At 55.1% G+C, this 19,347-nt stretch carries 14 protein-coding genes; 10 read left to right on the top strand and 4 right to left on the bottom strand.

All coding sequences use genetic code 11. The annotated features are described in order from the left end of the window. Window positions 1-74: 74 nt before the first annotated feature. Window positions 75-914 (top strand): sulfide/dihydroorotate dehydrogenase-like FAD/NAD-binding protein, encoded by an 840-nt coding sequence (locus II896_03045; GenBank protein MBQ4443623.1) that lies wholly within the window; start codon window positions 75-77, stop codon window positions 912-914. A gap of 2 nt (window positions 915-916) precedes the next feature. Then, complete coding sequence (gltA, locus tag II896_03040) at window positions 917-2,302, top strand: NADPH-dependent glutamate synthase (protein ID MBQ4443622.1); 1,386 nt, start codon at window positions 917-919, stop codon at window positions 2,300-2,302. Window positions 2,303-2,399: 97 nt separating this feature from the next. On the opposite strand, the gene II896_03035 is transcribed toward gltA, so the two are convergent. Together II896_03035 and II896_03030 are read right to left on the bottom strand one after the other, a co-directional pair. Then, window positions 2,400-3,131, bottom strand: coding sequence for a sugar phosphate isomerase/epimerase (locus II896_03035; GenBank protein ID MBQ4443621.1), 732 nt, complete (start codon window positions 3,129-3,131; stop codon window positions 2,400-2,402). 27 nt (window positions 3,132-3,158) lie between these two features. Beyond that, window positions 3,159-4,778 carry a hypothetical protein gene (locus II896_03030; GenBank protein ID MBQ4443620.1) on the bottom strand — a complete coding sequence of 540 codons (1,620 nt, stop codon included), beginning with the start codon at window positions 4,776-4,778 and terminating at the stop codon, window positions 3,159-3,161. 133 nt (window positions 4,779-4,911) lie between these two features. Between II896_03030 and mscL the strand changes: the two genes are divergently transcribed. The 3 genes from mscL to II896_03015 all read left to right on the top strand — a co-directional run bounded on the left by mscL (window position 4,912) and on the right by II896_03015 (window position 7,718). Further along, window positions 4,912-5,496 (top strand): large conductance mechanosensitive channel protein MscL, encoded by a 585-nt coding sequence (gene mscL / locus II896_03025; protein MBQ4443619.1) that lies wholly within the window; start codon window positions 4,912-4,914, stop codon window positions 5,494-5,496. Between the two features lie 239 nt (window positions 5,497-5,735). Next, on the top strand, window positions 5,736-6,644 hold the full coding sequence (locus II896_03020; GenBank protein ID MBQ4443618.1) for a helix-turn-helix transcriptional regulator: 909 nt from the start codon (window positions 5,736-5,738) through the stop codon (window positions 6,642-6,644). A 192-nt stretch (window positions 6,645-6,836) separates the two neighbouring features. Then, entirely contained in the window at window positions 6,837-7,718 is an 882-nt protein-coding gene (locus II896_03015; protein ID MBQ4443617.1) for a hypothetical protein, read from the top strand. Window positions 7,719-7,925: 207 nt separating this feature from the next. On the opposite strand, the gene II896_03010 is transcribed toward II896_03015, so the two are convergent. Next, the gene (locus II896_03010; GenBank protein ID MBQ4443616.1) at window positions 7,926-9,632 is read right to left on the bottom strand and encodes a DUF1508 domain-containing protein; all 1,707 of its coding nucleotides are present in this window, start codon (window positions 9,630-9,632) and stop codon (window positions 7,926-7,928) included. A gap of 124 nt (window positions 9,633-9,756) precedes the next feature. Continuing rightward, complete coding sequence (locus II896_03005) at window positions 9,757-10,047, bottom strand: hypothetical protein (protein ID MBQ4443615.1); 291 nt, start codon at window positions 10,045-10,047, stop codon at window positions 9,757-9,759. Between the two features lie 480 nt (window positions 10,048-10,527). Here II896_03005 and uvrC point away from each other — a divergent pair, with 480 nt between their 5' ends. The 5 genes from uvrC (at window position 10,528) to dnaE (ending at window position 19,085) form a co-directional block, all read left to right on the top strand. Continuing rightward, window positions 10,528-12,339: an excinuclease ABC subunit UvrC gene (uvrC, locus tag II896_03000; protein MBQ4443614.1), complete on the top strand. Its 1,812-nt coding sequence runs from the start codon at window positions 10,528-10,530 to the stop codon at window positions 12,337-12,339. Window positions 12,340-12,387: 48 nt separating this feature from the next. Then, a complete protein-coding gene (locus tag II896_02995; GenBank protein ID MBQ4443613.1) occupies window positions 12,388-13,218 on the top strand; it encodes a Cof-type HAD-IIB family hydrolase in 831 nt (276 codons plus the stop codon). Window positions 13,219-13,236: 18 nt separating this feature from the next. Continuing rightward, window positions 13,237-14,109 carry a UDP-N-acetylmuramate dehydrogenase gene (gene murB / locus II896_02990; protein ID MBQ4443612.1) on the top strand — a complete coding sequence of 291 codons (873 nt, stop codon included), beginning with the start codon at window positions 13,237-13,239 and terminating at the stop codon, window positions 14,107-14,109. Between the two features lie 295 nt (window positions 14,110-14,404). Further along, a complete protein-coding gene (whiA, locus tag II896_02985; protein MBQ4443611.1) occupies window positions 14,405-15,331 on the top strand; it encodes a DNA-binding protein WhiA in 927 nt (308 codons plus the stop codon). 1 nt (window position 15,332) lies between these two features. Then, window positions 15,333-19,085, top strand: coding sequence for a DNA polymerase III subunit alpha (gene dnaE, locus II896_02980; GenBank protein ID MBQ4443610.1), 3,753 nt, complete (start codon window positions 15,333-15,335; stop codon window positions 19,083-19,085). Window positions 19,086-19,347 lie beyond the last annotated feature (262 nt).

The raw sequence follows: 19,347 nt of genomic DNA, 5'->3' as shown, positions 1-19,347 counted from the left end.
GGCTATTTTTTTTTGGTATTGGACGCAAAAAATTATATAATTGGTATATAGACTTATACAAAGGTGTTGGTTTTATGAATAAGATTTTGAAAAAAGAACAACTCAACGCATCCGTCGTGAAAATGGTGGTCGACGCACCCTTGGTCGCCAAAAGGGCCAAAGCGGGGCAGTTTATCATTTTGCGGGCGGGCGCGGACGGGGAGCGCATCCCTTTGACCATCAACGATTACGACAGGGAGAAAGGCACCGTCAGTATCGTGTATCAGGTGGTGGGCGCTTCTACCATGCAACTCGACTCGCTGGCCGAGGGCGAGTATATACAGGACTTCGTGGGGCCTTTGGGCAAGCCGACCGAAATAGAAGGATTGAAAAAGGTGGCCGTCGTGGGCGGCGGCGTGGGGTGCGCCATTGCCTATCCCGTGGCGCGTGCTTTGCACGAGCAGGGGACGGAGGTGCATATCATCGCCGGATTCCGCAACAAGGACCTCTTGATATTGGAAGAGGACATGAAGGCCGTCTCGGATAAGTGCGTCTTTGTGACGGACGACGGCAGTTTCGGGCAAAAAGCCCTCGTGACCGAGGCGTTGGAGAAGTTGATATTGGACGGGGAAAACTACGACGAAGTGCTGGCATTCGGCCCCGTGATCATGATGAAGTTCGTGAGTTTGTTCACCAAGAAATACGGCGTCAAGACCATGGTGAGTATGAATCCCATTATGATAGACGGCACGGGTATGTGCGGCGGTTGCCGCCTGACCGTGGGCGGCGAGACCAAGTTCGCCTGCGTGGACGGGCCCGACTTCGACGCGCACCTCATCGACTTCGACGAAGTGATGAGCCGTAACCGCCGCTTCGGTGATTTCGAGCGGCACCAGCGCGAAGATAATTGCAACTTGCTGAAAAAGGGGAATTAGTTATGGCAAATTTGAAAATGGAACGCAACGAAATGCCGACCGCGCCCGTGGAGGAACGGAATAAGAGTTTTGAAGAAGTGGCGCTCGGCTATACCGAAGAGATGGCGCTCGCCGAGGCCTCGCGGTGTCTGGATTGCAAAAATCATCCGTGCTGTACGGGATGCCCCGTGTGCGTGAATATCCCCGCGTTTATACGCGAGGTGGCCAATGGCGAATTCGAGAAAGCCTATCAAATCATCGCCGAGAGCAACAATTTGCCCGCCGTGTGCGGCAGGGTTTGTCCGCAGGAAACGCAATGCGAGGGCAAGTGTCTGCGCGGCATCAACGGCAAGCCCGTGGGCATAGGGTATCTCGAGCGCTTCGTCGCCGATTGGCACAACGCGCATACCGTTCCCGTAAAGGCGGATATCCCCAAGAACGGCAAAAAAGTTGCCGTCATCGGCAGCGGTCCGAGCGCATTGAGTTGCGCCGCCGACCTCGCCAAAATGGGCTACGAGGTGACCATATTCGAGGCGTTGCACGTCGCGGGCGGCGTGTTGCGCTACGGCATCCCCGAGTTTCGCTTGCCCAAGAGCGTGGTGACGAGGGAAATCGACAATCTGCTGGCCTTGGGCGTGGATATACAGACCAACGTGGTGATCGACAAGACCTTGACCATCGACGATTTGTACGAGATGGGATATCAAAGTATTTTCGTGGGTTGCGGCGCGGGTTTGCCCAAGTTTATGGGTATCAAGGGCGAAAATTGCAACGGCGTGTATTCGGCCAACGAGTTTTTGACGCGTATCAACCTGATGAAAGCCTATCTGCCCGATTCCAAAACGCCTATTCCCCGCCCCAAAAAGGCCGTGGTGGTGGGCGGCGGCAACGTGGCCATGGACGCCGCAAGGTGCGCCGTGCGTATCGGCGCGGACGTCACCGTGGTGTATCGTCGCTCGGAAAAGGAGTTGCCCGCAAGACACGAAGAAGTGGTGCACGCCAAAGAAGAGGGTATTCACTTCCGTATGCTCACCAATCCCGTGGAAATCCTTGCGGACGATAAGGGATACGTGTGCGGCGTGAAGTGCGTGGAGATGACGTTGGGCGAGCCCGACCAAAGCGGAAGGCGCAGACCCGTCGTCAAGCCCGATAGCGAGTTCACCATCGAGGCCGACGCCGTCATTATGAGTCTGGGCACCTCGCCCAATCCCTTTATACGGTCTTTGACCAAGGGGTTGCAGGTGCGGCCTTACGGCGGTATCGTTATCAACGAGGAGACGGGTATGACCACGGTGGACGGCGTGTTCGCGGGCGGTGACGCCGTGACGGGCGCGGCAACGGTGATCTTGGCGATGGGCGCGGGCAAAGTGGCCGCCGTCGGTATAGACGAATTCTTGCGCAACAAATAAAAAGGAACGCATATTCGCGTTCGACCGAAGGTCGGGCGTAACGAAAAAGGCTGTTGAAACGCGATTTTCAACAGCCTTTTCGGTAGAAAGCGAAACGCTATTTGACGATGGATTTGGCCGCTTCGATGAAGGCGTCCGCATCCGTGATACCTTTGGCGCTCGACGCGTAGACGGCGTAGGTGCCGACGTAGCCCGAGGCTTTGACGGCGGCGAGAATGGGCGCGAAATCCGTATTGCCGTAGGTGGGAAGACAGCGTTCGTCATTGTGTCCCACGTCCGAGAGAATGACGTAAACGAGGCGGGATTTGAGGGCCTCCACGCGGGCGGGAACGTCCAAATGATGCTTGATGCATTGCGCCGTGTCAAGACAATAATAGAGGTCGTCTACCTCGGATAGAATGCCGATGACGTCCGCGTCCGCCGCGTCGCGAAGGGCTATGATAACGCCGTTTTCGGAAGCGTAGGCGCAAATCTCCCGAAGCGCCTCTACGTAGGGCGCGGAGAGAGGCGCGGCGTCCATCACGAGCAGGGGAACGTGGTTGTCCACCGCGGTCAGGACGGCTTGCTTGTAGGCCTTGATGGCGTCCTTGCGCCCGTAGCGCGTGTTGGACAGGTAGGGCAAGTTGTCGTGGGGAACGATGGCGGCGTCTATTTGTAAGGCGTTGTCTTTGACATAGGAAAACAACTCGTGCTCGCCCAAGGTGGCGGTCGCTTCCACGTCGTGGTCGATCCATGTGACGACTTTGTCTACGCCGTGGGCTTTGAGACGGGAAAGCGCGGTGCGCGCGTCTTGATAGAATCCGTAATTGATGTAAAAAGCAATATTCATAGTTTTCTCCTTGATAGATGGATATTGTCAGTCGAGTCGATATACCACGCATTCGTAGGGGCGCAAGGTCACCGTGCCCAGGTGTGCGGGCATATCGTAGCCTGCGGCGAGCAAGGTGCAGTCCTTGAATGCGATGCGGTCGGGAAGGACGAAGGGCACGTCCGCGTTGCGCAGGTTGCATACGACGATGAGGGTGACGCCCTTGTAACTGCGCGTATAGACCATGAGGTCCTTGTTGTGCCGATAGTATTCGCAATAGGTGCCCTTTTGGAGTACGTTGGCGTATTCCGCGCTATTGCGCAGAGCGAGAAGCCGCCGATAGTAGGCGAAAACGCTGTCGTCGCGCTCGAAAGCGTCCTGTACGTTGATTTGCATATAGTTGGGGTTGACGGGTACGCGGTGCGTGCCGTCCGTGGTAAACCCCGCGTTGGGCAGTAGCGCCGTCCATTGCATGGCCGTGCGGGCGTTGTCGCAGGCGATATCGCCGAGGTAGCCCAATACCGCGCGATTGAGGAAGGGCACGGCGGACAGCAACTTGACCTTCGTGAGGGAGCGGAGCCGCTCGTCCGTGACGTCCGAAACCCGATTGAAGGGGAAGTTGGTCATGCCGATCTCCTGCCCTTGGTAGATGAAAGGCGTGCCGCGCAGCATAAACGTGGCGGTGGCGGTCATGCAGGCCGCCTCTTTGCGGTAGGCGCCGTAGTCGCCCGTAAACCAGCCGAGCGAGCGGGGCAGGTCGGCGCTCTCGAGATAGAGCGAGGGGGCGAACCGTGCGAAAGAGCCTTGCTGCCAAAGCCCCAACGTGCGCTTGAAGCGGACGTGATTGGGCTTGACGAAGCCGAACGCCTTTTGCGGCAGGTGCCGTGACGAGCGAATGCCGTCGGCAAAGGTGAACGCTTGGGCGTCGGCAAGAGGCGCCGCGCCTACGTCCAGAACGACGGCGACGGGGGAGACGCCGCGAAGGGCCTCGACGAAAGCGGACAGCGCGGTGCGCACCGCGTCTTTGTCCATAGCGGTCTTCTTGTCGGCGTAGGCGGCGGTGTGCATATCTTTGACGTTGATGACGAAGCCGTCCACACCGAAAGAAAGGCGGCGTGCGGCCATATCGAATAGACTACGGCGCACGGCGGCCGAACCCCAGTCGAGGAGAGGACAATCGCCCGCGTGCATATACCAGTAGCCGTCGTCCCCCCTCGTCCAAACGCTGCGGCGCGCGACGCGGCGGCCATCGGGAAGACGCTTGCCCTCGGCGCCTTTGCCTTGGCGGCGGATATAGTAGTCCGCGAAAGCGCCGTCGCCCTTGGTGCATTGCAAAAACCAGGGGTGCGCGGGCGAAGTGTACGCCGTGGGAAGGTCGATGATGAGGTGCATACCGCGCTCGTGTAACGCCCGGGAAAGAGAAAGAAGGGTGGACGTGGACCGAAGGCGCGCTTCGTCGTCGTCCGTGCTGTCGAGGTCGGGGAGAACGCGGTCGATGTCCTGCACGTAGAGGGTGTTGACGTTGAGCCGCTGGATATAGTCCAATTTGCCGATGATGCCTTCGACGTTGCCCGTGCCTACGCCCAACGCGTCGCAAAACGTACGTGGGTATACGTGATATACCACGCTGCTTTGAAACCATTTGTCCGCGTTGGCTGCCGTCTTCATTCTGCCCCTTTGTGCCCGTAGGCGATATATAATAATATATTGTAGGGCAATAAACTATTTTTGTCAAGTCAAAAAGCCCGCTTGACTTGGCGGGCGGATGGTGTTATAATGAGCAAAACGAAGGAGGTAACGTATGAAAAAACTATTCAAAGAGTTTAAGACGTTCATCACCCGCGGCAACGTGGTAGACCTGGCCGTAGGTATGATCATCGGCGCCGCGTTTACGGCAATCGTCAACGCGTTGGTCAATCACATTTTCAAGCCCCTCATCAACTGGATCCCCATGGGCGATATCAGCGGTTTGCGCACCATCTTGGGCGAGGCCGTGTATATGAAAGACGAGGCGACCGGTCAAATGGTGGTGGACTGGGCGAGCACCAACTTTATCGATTGGGGCGCGTTCATTATGGCCATCATCAACTTCCTCCTCACCGCTATCGTGCTGTTTGTGTTGGTGAAAGCCATCAACAGTTTGCGTAGCGGAATGGGCGGACTGAAGAAAGACGCGGAGTTTTTGGCAAGCCTGACCAACGAGGAGAAAGCATCCGTGGGCGGCAAACTCACCAAGAAGAACCTCGCCAAGATTAAGAAGGCAAGAGAAGAGGCGGCCAAAGCGAAAGCCGAGGCGGAAGCCAAAGCAAAGGCCGAAGCGGAAGCGGCGAAGCCTACTACCGAAGCGTTGCTGATCGAAATCCGCGACCTGTTGGCGAAGAAGTAAACCAAACTGTTGAGAAAACGGCGCAACCTATATGGGTTGCGCTTTTTCGTTGTTTTTGCAATTCTACGCTTTGGTTAGTATTGGTGATAGTAATATCTTTATTAAAGAGCGAGATTCTCTGTTTCGTCTACTTCATATAAGAGTTATTTTTGTTAAGAAATGAGGAAAGTGTGATATAATTAATTTGAGTTAGGCAAACTGAACTAATTCAATAAGAATGATTACGGAGGATTAATAATATGTTTAAAACACTATCTATAGGGGAAAGACTTTGTAATTTGCGGCAAAGTCGTAAAATGACGCAAAAAGATTTGGCTACGATAATGAATGTTTCGGATAAAACGATTAGCAAATGGGAAACCGGAGAAAACGAACCTGATATTGCGTCAATAAAAAAAATTACAGAGGTGTTTGAGGTAAGTTTGGATTTGGTTCTCAATGGTGTTCCGTCGTGTGAAAATGATGAAAAGGCATTAAAACTTATTCAAGATACGAAAGAGTATGGTCAAGCATCTAAGGCAATTAATGATTTTTACAAGAACGAGTGCCCATATCAAGAAATAGAAAGTAGCAGTTTGTTCATTATTATTGAAAATAAGCCTTATGCTATTCTCGATTGTATTCTCTTGTTAGATGACTATGACTTCTTCTGCAAAGTAAACGAACGGTTTAGTTTTATTCGATATGTGCCGGCAAAACCTTTGGGAGAAGGACAAAGTGTTTTAGATGAGTCGCCGGTTTCGGCACATAATGAAATACTGTGCCACCCGTATCAACCGACATTGAAAGATATTGAATTATGCAATGATATAGGTTTTTATGAAAATGTAAAAGCATTTTTGGAAAAGAAATATGAAAAGAGACCGGAAATGATTGGCGTGGAATTGTCTGCGTGTCTTGAAAATCTGCGAATCGAGGATGTGAGTGATGACCGTGTGTATTTGAAAATATTATTCTTGATTGACAATGGCGCTGTATATCATATACACATACCGTATGAGCAGTGTGCCGGATATCGCACATTAGTCGATAGGGCACGAACGGACTTGGTCTATAAACTATGTAACGATAATTTGTATTACACAGAAAAAATAGAAGAATTGGAAAGAAGGCTTGAATCATTAGAATCATTGAAAAAAGATAATTAAAAACCGTCAATAAAACAAAACGCCCGTTGAAGAACGGGCGCTTTGTTATTTAGGGAGGGATCTATATATGAAACTAACTTTCGCTTGTTGACACCTATAGACTACCATACGAATGTGATAAACGCGTGACAGACGGGTATAAAATCGTAAAAAATAATAGATTATTTCGTCGAAAGGGGCATAAGATGGGGTATGAACGTGTTTTTTGAAGACGAGGTGTTGGCGGAAGGCAAGCAAACGGCGTTTTTGGACCTGTCGGAAGGACGGCGCGTGTACTGTCGGATATGCGCAAACGGGCGGATAGGGTACGTCGAGGTGACGGAGAAGGGCTTTGCGGCGGAAGGCTTCGAGGTGGAAGATTGGGGGGACGTGAAAGTCCTGCACGCGGCGAAAGACGCGACCGAATGGAACGCGGCGGCGCAGGAAAGCGAGGAGATCGACGGCGTGCGGTACGTGGTGACCGCCGTTTGCGAACGGGATAGAACGCAAGTATGGGTGGACGGCGCGAGCACGAGATTGTACGTATTGCCGAGCGGGGACTCGGTCGGGGTGCAATTCGCCGCGCCGTTGTCCGCGGTGGCGGTGGCCGTGCGGCGAGGGGAGAGGACGTATTTGCTGTTGGCCTCTTTGTACGAGGGGGAGCCGCTGTACGACGGCTGGGTGGACGGGTATGCCCTGAGTGACAAGTTGATGGTCGAATGCACCTTTGATGATATGAAAAGGCATACACGTCGTCGGGTATTCGGGTACAAGGACGGCAAATTCGGATTGATTGAACAATCGTTCAGTTGCGCATATCGGCATACGTTCATACCGGCGTTGACGCCGTATTTGTTTTTGGAAGCGGTGGCGGTGGGTGACCACGAGGAGGCCAAGGGATATTTGTGCGGCGACCTCGCGGAAGACTACGACGCGCTGCTAAAATACGTCGGCACGGTGGATAGGGTGCGCAAACCGCCCTTTGCCTGCGACCTCGCGGACGTTGGCGTGGTGGACGAGAAGGGCGTGGGCCGCGTCTTCCGCTTCGACAGCGACGAGGGTGTGATCGCGGACGTGCGGGAGATCAATCCGTAGACGAACGACAAACGAGCGTTATATCCCGCGAGAAAGCGTAGTGCCGTGTGCCGCAAAGAAATACTTGAGCGCGGTATTTTGGCGCAGTAGAGAGCCAATGGCGTAGCGTGATAGGGAGAAGTGGTTGACGGGATAGGCGCACGGCGAAAACGACGAAAAAAAGCCGTCGCCAAAGAAGGCAACGGCTCGGCGTATACGGGAGAGAAATCAGTCGTCGGCGCCCTTCTTGAAAGGAACGATGGCGGCGCACTTGACGAATTTCTTGACGGACTCGATGCTGGACTCGGCGCTCGAACGCGTCTTGTAGGATTCGCCCACGTAGGTGGTGGTGGCGTTGGCGCGCAGGATGTAGCGGAAGTGACCGAACTTGTCCTCGTCCACGTAGAAGTTGCCCACGTAGACGGCGCGTTTGAAGGTGTCGATGGCTTTGAGCGCACCCGAGGCCGACGTGTAGATGGCGCTGGTGTAGAGGATTTGGGCGTTGTTGGCGATGAGGTAGAAGCGATAGCCGATGACTTCGTCTTGGTTGCCGTCCTCTTCGACCGTAAATTTGCCCATCGGGCGAGCCTCTTTTTCCTCTTTGGCGACCAGATCCCAATCTACGTCGTCTTTGGTACGCAGACCTTCCAGACCTTTCTTGTACGCATCCAACTCTTCGGGTTTGGGATTGCGCACGATGACTTTGGCGTTCTCGGCCCAACGCTTGACGGATTCGGCAGCCGACTGCGCGGAAGCGGCGGACGTGTAGTTCTCGCCTTGGTAACGCTTGTTGAACACGTAGCGGAAACGACCGTATTTGTCGCGGGTGATGATGTACGGACTCTCTTGCAAGGTCTTGCGGAAGGTCTCGATACCCTTGACGGCGCCTTCACTGCTGGTGAAGCCCACGCTCTCGTACATCAGTTGTTTGTTGCTGGCGTACAGGCAGAAACGATAGCCGTCCAGGCAAAGGGAAACTTCGAACGTGCCGACCAACCCTTTCTTGGCTTTCTCTTCTTGTTTGACTTCCTCTTTTTTCATTTGATTAACCTCCATTGCGACTTTGGGAGCGTCGCTGTTTTTCGCTTTGGCAGACGTCTTGCCCTTGGCGGCCAACTTGTCCGCGGCAGGCGCAACGCTCGCGGCAACTTCCGCCTCTTTGGCTTGCTCGGCGGGTTGCGCGGGTTCTTCTTTCTTCTCTTCGGCGGGTTGCGCCATTTCGGCGGCTTCGGCTTCCTTGGGTTGCTCGGCTTGCTCGACGGGTTCCGCTTGTTCGGCGGGCTCGGCTTGCACGGGCTCGACTTGCACGGGCTCGGCCTCTTGCCGTGCCTCTTCTGCGGGTTGTTCTTCCTCTTGAGCGACGGGAGCGACCACGTCTACGTCGATATCTTCGTCCTCGGGCTGCGCCTCTTCAACGGGTTGCGCCGTTTCGGCGGCTTCCGCTTCCTTGGGTTGCTCGGTTTCCGTGGGTTGTTCTTCCTCTTGAGCGACGGGAGCGACTACGTCCACGTCGATATTCTCGTCCTCGGGTTGCGCTTCTTCAACGGGTTGCGCTTCTTCCGTGGCTTCGGCTTCCTTGATTTCCTCGGCGGGCTGTTCCTCGACCGCTTCGGCCTCGGGCGTTTGCTCGGCGGGTTGCGCCGACTCTTCCTGCGCCTTGTCGGCTTGCTTGGCGCCACCCAACGAAACCGCGCCGCCTTGCCGCGCTACGGGCTTGGCTTCCGCTTTTTGTTTGGCTTTGCGCTTGGCCTTGGACGCCTTGGCACCGCAAACGGCGATGACCACGATAGCGACGACGGCTACGACGAGCGCTAAAAGAACCAAGAAAAATACGTTGATTTCGCCGCCGCCGATGGATAGGTTACGGGCGAAAAAATCGGACGAGAAGGGCATACGGGAACCCAAATCCGAAAAGAAATTGTTGAAACTGTCCATTAGAAATGACTCCTACCGATATGTTCTATATTAGAATTGTAGCATACCCGCGAGCGTATGTCAAAGGGTATTTTAGTACAAAAATTAGTTTATTTTTGTCAGTTGCACCCTTTGAGAAGGGATTTCAGGACTTTTGACGGCGATAGCGCTCCAATTGGCGGAGATAGACGTCGGATAGATTGAGAACGTAGCGTTCGCGCCCCACGCCCGAAAGCGTGCGCCATACGGCGGGATCGGCGACCTGCATGATGGGATCGGTGACGACCTCGTCGCTCTCTTCCAGCCGACAGACGATGCGGTAGACGCGCTCTTCCTCTTGGGCTACGTCGGGGAGGGTGCTTTTGTTTTCGGGCGCGCCCGAAACGCGCATACGAAACTTCGCTTGTTTGGCCAAATCTTTGATGCTGTTGTTCATAACGTACCTCGTTGTTCGGTTTGCCGACGGTCGTCGGCGGATAGTGCTCATTGTACCAAAGGAGAACTGGCGGGCGATGTCGAGTTTTGGCAATACGTGTCTTTGTTTCGGGAAGGCGCACCCGATATAATGCGGCGGAATTTGTTTGGGAAAAAGTGCGCAAAGAGGGTTGAAGAAAGAGGATTGTATGCTATAATAGAAGCAAGCGTGCAAGCACAAGCGAAGCGAAGTATTTGCGTTACGCTTGCGACGTCTTGCAACAAAACGCCGTTGCGACAGCAACGTCTATGCTCTGCATAGACACAGCCGACAGGCTGGCGTTTGTATAGTTGTATAATAGAAGCGAACGAGCAAGCACGAAGTATTTGCACGTCGTTCGCGCCGCCTTGCAATCGAACGCGGGGAGCGTAGCGACCAATCTATACGCAGTATAGATACCATTCGTAAGAATGGGCGTTCGTATAGTTGTATAATAGCCTCATGAACGATACCATCCGCCTGAAACTGAAAGAATTGCCCGAATCGCCCGGCGTGTATATTATGCGGGACGCCGCGAATACCGTGGTGTACGTGGGCAAGGCCGCCAACTTGAAGAACCGCGTGCGTTCGTATTTTCACGCGGGCACGAAGACCGAGAAGACCATGGCGTTGGTGGACAAGGTGGTGGACTTCGACTATATCATCTGCAACAGCGAGATAGACGCGCTGATGCTCGAAAATACGCTGATAAAGAAGCACAAGCCCCACTACAATATCCTCTTGAAAGACGACAAATTGTATCCGTTTTTGCGCATAGACCTCAAAGAGGACTATCCCCAAGTGACCGTGATACGGCGTCTGAAAGCGGACGGCGCAAAATACTTCGGGCCGTATATGATCGGCATAACGACGAGGGAGATGATGGACCTACTGCATTCGGCCTTTCCCATACGCCATTGTCGGCACAATCTCGCCAAATTGCCCGCTTCCCATAGGCCGTGCCTGAATTATCACATAGGGCAATGTTTGGCACCCTGCGTGGGCAAGGCGACCAAAGAGGAATATCGCAAAATGATAGGGGACGTCATAGACTTTTTGCGCGGAAACGACAAAAAAGTAGAGGATATCCTGACCGAAAAAATGCTGGCCGCCAGCGAGCGCGAAGACTACGAATCCGCCTTGGCATACAAGAATAAATTGGCCACCTTGGAGAAGATGATACGGCACCAGGTGGTGGCCCTTCCCAAGGACTTCAACCTGGACGTGTGGGGCGTGGCCTACGGCGCAAAGGCCGACGTGGCCGCCGTCGTCGCGGTGCGCGGCGGCAAGGTGGTGGCCGTGGACAAAGTGCCCGTGGCGTCGGGGCTGGATGACCAAGACAACCTCGAGAGTTTTATCTACCGCTATTACACCGCGTCGCCTATGGTGGCGGACGAATTGGTGCTGGCGTTCGACGCGCCCGATGGATTGGAAAAAGCGCTGTCTACACTGGGCAAAAAAGTGCGCGTATATACGCCCCAACAGGGCGTGCGCAAGCAGTTGGCGGATATGGCCGTCAATAACGCGCAGGAGTACCTGTCGCGGTCGGGCGAGGCGGTGACCAGACACGAGAATATGACGGTGGGCGCGGCCGAGCAGTTGGCCAAAACCATCGGTATGACGGGCACCATACACCGCATGGAATGCTACGACATCAGCCATATATCGGGCACGAACAAAGTGGGCAGTATGGTGGTCTTTACGGACGGCGAAAAGGATAGGGAAATGTATCGGCATTTCCGCATCAAAACCGTGGAGGGAAACAACGACTTTGCCTGTATGCAGGAAGTGCTGTCCCGCCGGCTCGAACGACTGAAAGAGGGGGTGGACGTGAGTTTCCGCGAAGTGCCCGACCTATTGGTGATAGACGGCGGCATTATACAAGTGGAGTACGCCTTGCGCGCCATGCAAAACGAGGGGTATAACGACACCTTCGTCATCGGTCTCGCCAAACGGGAGGAGACCATCGTATTGCGCGACGGGCGGGAGATAAAACTGCCCCACAGTTCGCTGGCGCTGCAACTGTTGCAACGCATCCGCGACGAGGCGCACCGCTTCGCCATCACCTACCACCGGCACCTCAGGCAAACGAACACCCTCAAAAGCAAATTGCTGTCCATAGCGGGCGTAGGCGAGGAAACCGTGAAAACCCTGTATAGAGTATTTCATTCTTACGAGGGAATCGCCGCGGCCACCCCGGAAGACCTCGAAAAGGTGCCCAAATTGAGCAAAAAGACGGCGCACAATATCTACGCCTATTTCCACGAGGAATAGCCGTCCCGCTGTTGACCGCGCGGCGGTGAATATGATATACTATCGGTTATGAAACTACGTTATCCCATTGCATTTTGCGACTACGACGCGACCATCTTCGACGCAAAGTCGAATCGGGTGCCCCCGAAGACCAAACGAGCCATCGACGCCTATATCCGTGCGGGCGGCGTCTTCGTGGTGACGACGGGCAGAATGTTCCGTTCTATCGCCAAACAGTTGGCGAAAATGGCGTATTCGCCCGAATACCTCGTGTGTCTGCAAGGCTCGGTCGGGTACGATTTCCGCGCGGAGAAAGAGGTGTTTCGCCACGATCTCGCCTCGGCGGATTGGCACGCCTTGGCGCGATTTGCCGAGGAACGTGGGTGGGTTTTTCAGGCCTATCACGGCGTGGACGTGTATACGGCGGACAAAAACCCGTACAGTGAAGAATACTTCCGCTATACCGAAATACGGGGCGTTTACGTGGGCGAGCCGCTGTCCGGGTGGAAAGAGGCCGAGCATTGGGATATGCACAAGATGATCGTGATGTCGCCCGCCGAAGAGACGGCGGATAGGGTGGCGGCCCTAAGGGAACGCTTCCCCAACCTCGATATTACCTGCTCCACGCCGCGCTATATCGAAGTGGTGTCCAAAGAGAGCGGCAAAGGGAACGGACTCAGGGCGATGTGCCGCTATTTGGGATTCGAGCCCGAAGACGCCGTGGCGTTCGGGGACGAGAGCAACGATATAAGTCTGTTGCAAGCCGCGGGGTTGGGCGTAGCCGTGGGCAACGCCGTGCCCGCCCTCAAGGAAGCGGCCGACCTCGTATGCGCGTCCTGTGCCGACGGGGGCGTGGGCGACGTGCTGACCGCCATCGTCGAGGGTACGCCCTTGCCGTAAGCGGCATACAATGGCGGTATGGAAACCATCTCGGACGCATTGAATAGGGCGGGTATCCGCGTAGAGCACGACGTGAGCGGGCGCAAGTTGTCCACCTTTGCGGCGGGCGGCGACGTGCGAAACCTCGTGATGCCCAAAACGATAGAAGAATTGCAGCAAAGCCTACGCATATTGGCGCCCGTGCGCTATCACGTGCTGGGCGGGGGGAGCAACTCCCTTATCAGCGATTTCGGCCTGGAATGGGTGCTGTCTACCCGCGATATGAAGGGTATCGAGATAGAAAACGACGTCGTGCGGGCGATGGCGGGCGAAATGCTGCCCGCTTTGTCCGCGGCGGCCACCGAAAGGGGGCTGTCGGGCTTGGAATTCGCGTCGGGTATCCCCGCGACCGTGGGCGGCGCTCTGCGTATGAACGCGGGCGCGTACGGGCAGGATATGGCGGCGGTGGTGACTAGCGCAACCGTGGTGACCGCCCAAACCGTCGAGGTGGTGGAGAAAGCCGCCCTCGGCCTGCGCTATCGGGACAGCCGAATCAAAGGCGTGGTGGGCGCGGTGACCTTCCGCCTGACGGCGAAAGATAAGAACGAAATCGCGGCGACGGTGGAGAATATGCGCGTATCGCGCTCGGCCAACAGCCCCAGACAACCCTCGTTGGGGTGCGTGTTCAAGGCCGCTTCGGGCGTGCCCGCCGCCAAGTATATACAAGGATGCGGGCTGAAAGGCACCAAGATAGGCCAGGCGCAGGTGAGCGGCGTGCATTGCAACTATATCGTCAATATGCAAGGAGCGACCGCAAGGGATTACCTGCGGCTGGTGGACGTGGTGAAAAGCGCCGTATACGAGCGGTACGGGGTGTATCTCGAAGAGGAGTTCGTGCATTTGCACGATTAATAGACGCCGCCAAAGGCGGCATCGGTGAAGTTTTCGCTATGCGAAAGTGAAGTTTGCGTAGCAAGTGAAGTTCAAGGCACAGCCTTGCGTTCGTTTGCGCAAAGCGCAAGTTGCGTTGATAGACGCCCGTCGGCGCGAGATACCGAGAGCGGGTGAAATCCGAGCGCCACGGCGGGGCGAATAGGCGGCTATGCCGCCGTAAATTGCACCTATGGTGCGTTGTGGTAGGAATAGACGCCCGTCGGCGCGAGATAGTTGCCGAAGGCGAATGCGATAGGCGTAAAAGGAATACGAGATGATAGGCGATAGAGAATGGCGGGAAGAATTGGCGGGAATGGACCCCGAAGCGCTCAAGAATAAGGACAACCTTTCTTTCTTGGCGGGTTTTTTGGTGCTGGGCGGCGAGTTGAGTATAGGCCGAAATCCCAAAGTGACCGTATCTTTCCGCAATACCGATTCGGCTATCTTGGCGGCGAATTGCCTGTGGGCGCTCTACGCCTACCGCCCCGAATTGTCCATAGACGGCGGCAAAGAGCGGAAACGCTCGCGCGGGGTGTCGCTGGAATTGCCGGCCGCCGTGGGAAAGAAGTTGCTCGTAGACTGCAAAATGCTCAAAACGGACGAGGAAGGTAACGAAATCTATACCCTCGGCTTCGGGAGTATGCGCTGGGTGAAAGACTGCCGCTATCTGGCCGCCTTGGCGCTCGAAGCGGGGCGGTTGTACACCAGCGGTGAGGAATACCGCTTCGATTTGTCCCTCTCGGTGGGGGATAGGCGTATCGCCGAGCTGGAAAGTATGCTTGCGCCCGTGCGCTTTGGGGTGACGCAAAGCGAGGAGACCACGCGGTTGAGCATTCGCCGTGAGGCCGTCGCCGACTTCTTTACCTTGGTGGGGGCGACCAAATGCTCCCTCGAAGTGACCGAATACTACCTCGAACGCAATATCAATCGCTCCTTGACGCGTGAAATGAATTGCCGTATCAACAATATGGACAAGTCCTACGCGGCGGCTACCGAACAGTTGTGGGCGATAGAGAAATTGAAAGAAAAAGGCGAATATCAACGCTTGCCGCCCGAAGTGCAGTTGGTGGGCGATATGCGCCTGAAAGAAAGATACGCGTCCCTACGGGATATAGCCAAACAGTTGGGGCTGAACGCCACCGCCGTATATCGGCGTATGTCGGCGATAACTTCCGCCGCGGAAAAATACAAAGGAGAATAGTATGTCCGATAAACCTTTCGTGCATTTGCATCTGCATACCGAGTACAGCCTGTTGGACGGCGCGGTGCGCATCAAACAGTTGTTTCAATACGCGCGTAAGATGAATATGCCCGCCGTGGCCATGACAGACCACGGCAATATGTACGGCGCTATGGATATGTTTCATGCCGCCGAGAACGATTGGGCGGGCGAAGTGAAGAAGATAAAACTGAAAGAGGCCGTCGAAGCCTACGAGCGTAGGTTGGCCGAGGACCCCGCAAACGCGGGGGACAAGCCCGTGATGGACGATATGGTCATCAAAGAGGGCGATAGGGAAAAATACGCCGACCTGTATATCAAGCCCATCATCGGCTGCGAGTTTTACGTCGTGCCCGATATGCACGCGGTGCAGGGCATACGCAAGGACCAGCGCGACCACCTCATCCTGTTGGCCAAAAACGAGGTGGGCTATAAGCACTTGATGAAACTCAATTCGCTGGCCTGGACGGACGGCTACTACGGCGGCAAGGCGCACATCGATATAGAATGCCTGTCGCAATACAGCGAGGGGTTGATATGCCTCTCGGCGTGTATCGTGGGACGCATACCCAAATTGATATTGGCGGGCGATTACGAGGGCGCGAAAGCCTACGCAAAGCGCCTCGGAAGTTTGTTTGCCGAGGGGGATTTCTATCTCGAAATGCAGGACCACGGCATCGTGGAAGAGGGCAGAGCGCTCGAAAAGATAAGCAACGCGGGCCTTATCCGCATAGCCAAGGAGACGGGGTATCAACTGGTCGTCACCAACGACGCGCACTATATGAGCCGCGACGACGCCGAGATGCACGACGTACTCCTGTGCATTCAGACCGCCGCGTATATCGACGACGAAAAGCGTATGCGCTTCCAAGGAAAGGAGTTTTATGTGAAGTCGTACGAGGAAATGGCGGCTTTGTTCCCCGACCACTTGGACGCTCTGGACCGTACGGTGGAGATAGCGAACAAGATAACCTTGACGATGCCCACCAAACAAAAATTGTTGCCCCCCTACTATCCGCCCGACGGCAGTACGCCCAGCGAATACCTGACCAAGATGACGATGGAGGGGTTGGTCAAACGATACGGCGAAGTGACGGAGGAAATCAAAAACCGCGCCGAATACGAGTTGGGCGTGGTGATCGATATGGGCTTCGCGGAATACTACCTCATCGTGTGGGATTTCATCCACTACGCCAAGACGCACGGCATTCCCGTGGGCGCGGGGCGCGGCTCGGGCGTGGGCTCTATCGTGGCCTACGCCATCGGTATCACCAACGTGGATCCTCTGCGCTTCAACCTGATATTCGAGCGCTTCCTCAACAAAGAGCGCGTGTCCATGCCCGACTTCGACGTGGATATTTGCTCGGAGGGAAGAGAGCAGGTCATCGAATACGTACGCAATAAGTACGGCAAGGAAAAGGTGACGCAAATCATCACCTTCGGTACTTTGGCCGCCAAACAGGCCATCAAGGACGTGGCGCGCGTGTACCGCATACCGTTTGCGGAAGTGGAAAAGATTACGAAGCCCATTCCCAATATGCCGGGGTGCTGTCTGAAAGGCGTGATGGGTAAGTACGATCCCACCAACAAGAAGGAAGCCGAGAAGTACGGTCCTATGCGCTCCAACGACCTCATCGAACTGTATAACAATGATTCGACCGTGCGTATGGTGGTGGATATGGCCGAGAAGTTGGAGGGTATGCCGCGCAATACGGGTATGCACGCGGCGGGCGTGGTGATATGCGCCAAACCCGTGGCCGACTGCATACCGTTGCAACAAAACGACGGTATCGTGACCACGCAATATCCCAAGGACCAAGTGGAAGAACTCGGCCTGTTGAAGATGGACTTCTTGGGCTTGACCAACTTGACCGACTTGAAAAAATGTAAGCAATATATCAAGGAAAATACGGGGAAGGACGTGGACTTCGCGGTGCTGGGGTACGACGATCCCAAGGTGTACGAACTGATCGGGCGCGGCGAAACGGACGCCGTGTTCCAATTGGAAAGTCCGGGCATGAAGAAGTTTATGCGCGATTTGCAACCCTCCTCGATGGAAGATATCATAGCCGGTATTTCGCTGTACAGACCCGGGCCGATGGATAGCATCCCGGACTATGTGCGCAACAAGAAAAACCCCGAGTTGATCACCTATATCGATCCGCGCCTTGAACCGATTTTGAGCAATACGTATGGGGTTATCGTGTACCAAGAGCAGGTGATGGATATCGTGAGAACGGTGGGCGGATACAGCTACGGACGAGCGGATATCCTGCGCCGTATCATGAGCAAAAAGAAGCAAAAAGAGATGGAAGTGCAGAAGCACATCTTTTTGGTGGGACACCCCGGCGATAAGAAAAACTCCCCCGTGGTGGGCGCCATCAAGCTGGGTATGAGCGAGGAGAACGCCATTCGACTGTTCGACGGTATGGCGTCTTTCGCCAAGTATGCATTCAATAAGTCGCACGCCGCCGCTTACGCCGTGTTGAGCTACGAGACCGCGTATATGAAACTGTACTATCCGCACGAGTTTATCACGGCCGTCATGAACGACCGCATCGACAAGCCCGACGAGAAAGAGAAGTATCTGACCTATCTACGCGAGCACGGCATCCCCGTATTGCCCCCTTCGGTCAATCACAGCGACACCTGGTTCCATACCGACGGCAAGAGCGTGCGCTACGGCCTGTGCTGTATCAAAGGCGTGGGCGAGGACGCGAGTATCAAAATGGTGGCCGAAAGGAAGCGGGGCGGCCCCTATAAGGACTTGCAAGACCTGTTGGAGCGGCAGGAGACCATGCCCAACAAGACGATGATAGAGGGCCTCATCAAGTCGGGCGCGATGGATTGCTTCGGCGAAACGAGAGCCACCTTGTTGGCCAATTACGAGAACGTCGCGTCGGCCATTACGAGCGATCGCAAGAAGTCGGCAAGCGGACAAATGTCTTTGTTCGACGATATGTTCGACCTGGGGGTGACGGGGCATATCGAATTGACCAAACTGCCCGAAATGGAGCGGGATCTCTTGCTCGAAAACGAAAAAGACCTCTTGAACGTGTATATGTCCGGTCATCCTTTGGACGCCTATCGCGAAGACTACAAGACCATTCCTTTCCATCTGGAAAACCTCAAAGAAGACCTGAGCGCGATGGAAAACGAGGGCGGCCTCGATGAGGACGCATTCGTGGACGAGTCGGGTCTCGGACAATATAACAACCAGTTCATCGTGGTGGCGGGTATGATAAATGCCCTCGTCAAAAAACCCGATAAGAGCGGCAACGACTTCGTGTCGGGCACGCTGGCGGACTTGACGGGCTCGGTGGAATTCGTGTGCTTCGCAAGAACCTACGCTAAGTATAAGCAACTGTTGGAAAAGCGCGCCATCGTCAAGATGGAAGGGCGTTTGAACTACCGCGACAACCGCTACAGCCTCAACGTGCAGACGGTTGCGGATTGGCGCAAGTCGGCAAGAAGCGCGGCGGAGAACGAGGAAGAGGACGAAGTCGTGCCCTCGGCCAAGGATTACGCCTTGGTGCTGACGGTGGCGACCAAACAACAGCAGGACAAGATCGGCGAGATACTGAAAGCTTACAACGGCGAGATGGCCGTGTATATGCTGATCGGCGGCAAGTATTACGCCGCTCCCGACAAGTTGTATCCCTCGTCGGCGGCCCTTGCCGAGTGCAAAGCCGTGTTGGGCGAAGCGGGCGTGGTGATGAAGGCGTTGAAAAAATAGCGCCTTGGGGAGAATCGCCAAAGGCGCGGAAAAATACGAGGCACAGCCTCGGGAGAAATCCGTGCCAAGGCACGGGTGAAATCCGCTCGAAACGCGAGCGGGAGAAATCCGACATTCGTCGGGATGTGGGCGCGAGGCGCGAATGATGTACCGTAAAGCCGATGCGAGATAAATCCCCGTGGGATTTGCGGTATGCCGTCTGCGCGGAGTGAGCGCGCGTGTCGCGATAAATAATAATTTGTGTGTTTTGTAAAAAATAGGT

This window comes from Clostridia bacterium (assembly GCA_017394805.1).
Lineage (GTDB): Bacteria > Bacillota > Clostridia > Christensenellales > CAG-1252 > RUG14300.
This window is presented reverse-complemented; position numbering and strand designations above follow the sequence as displayed.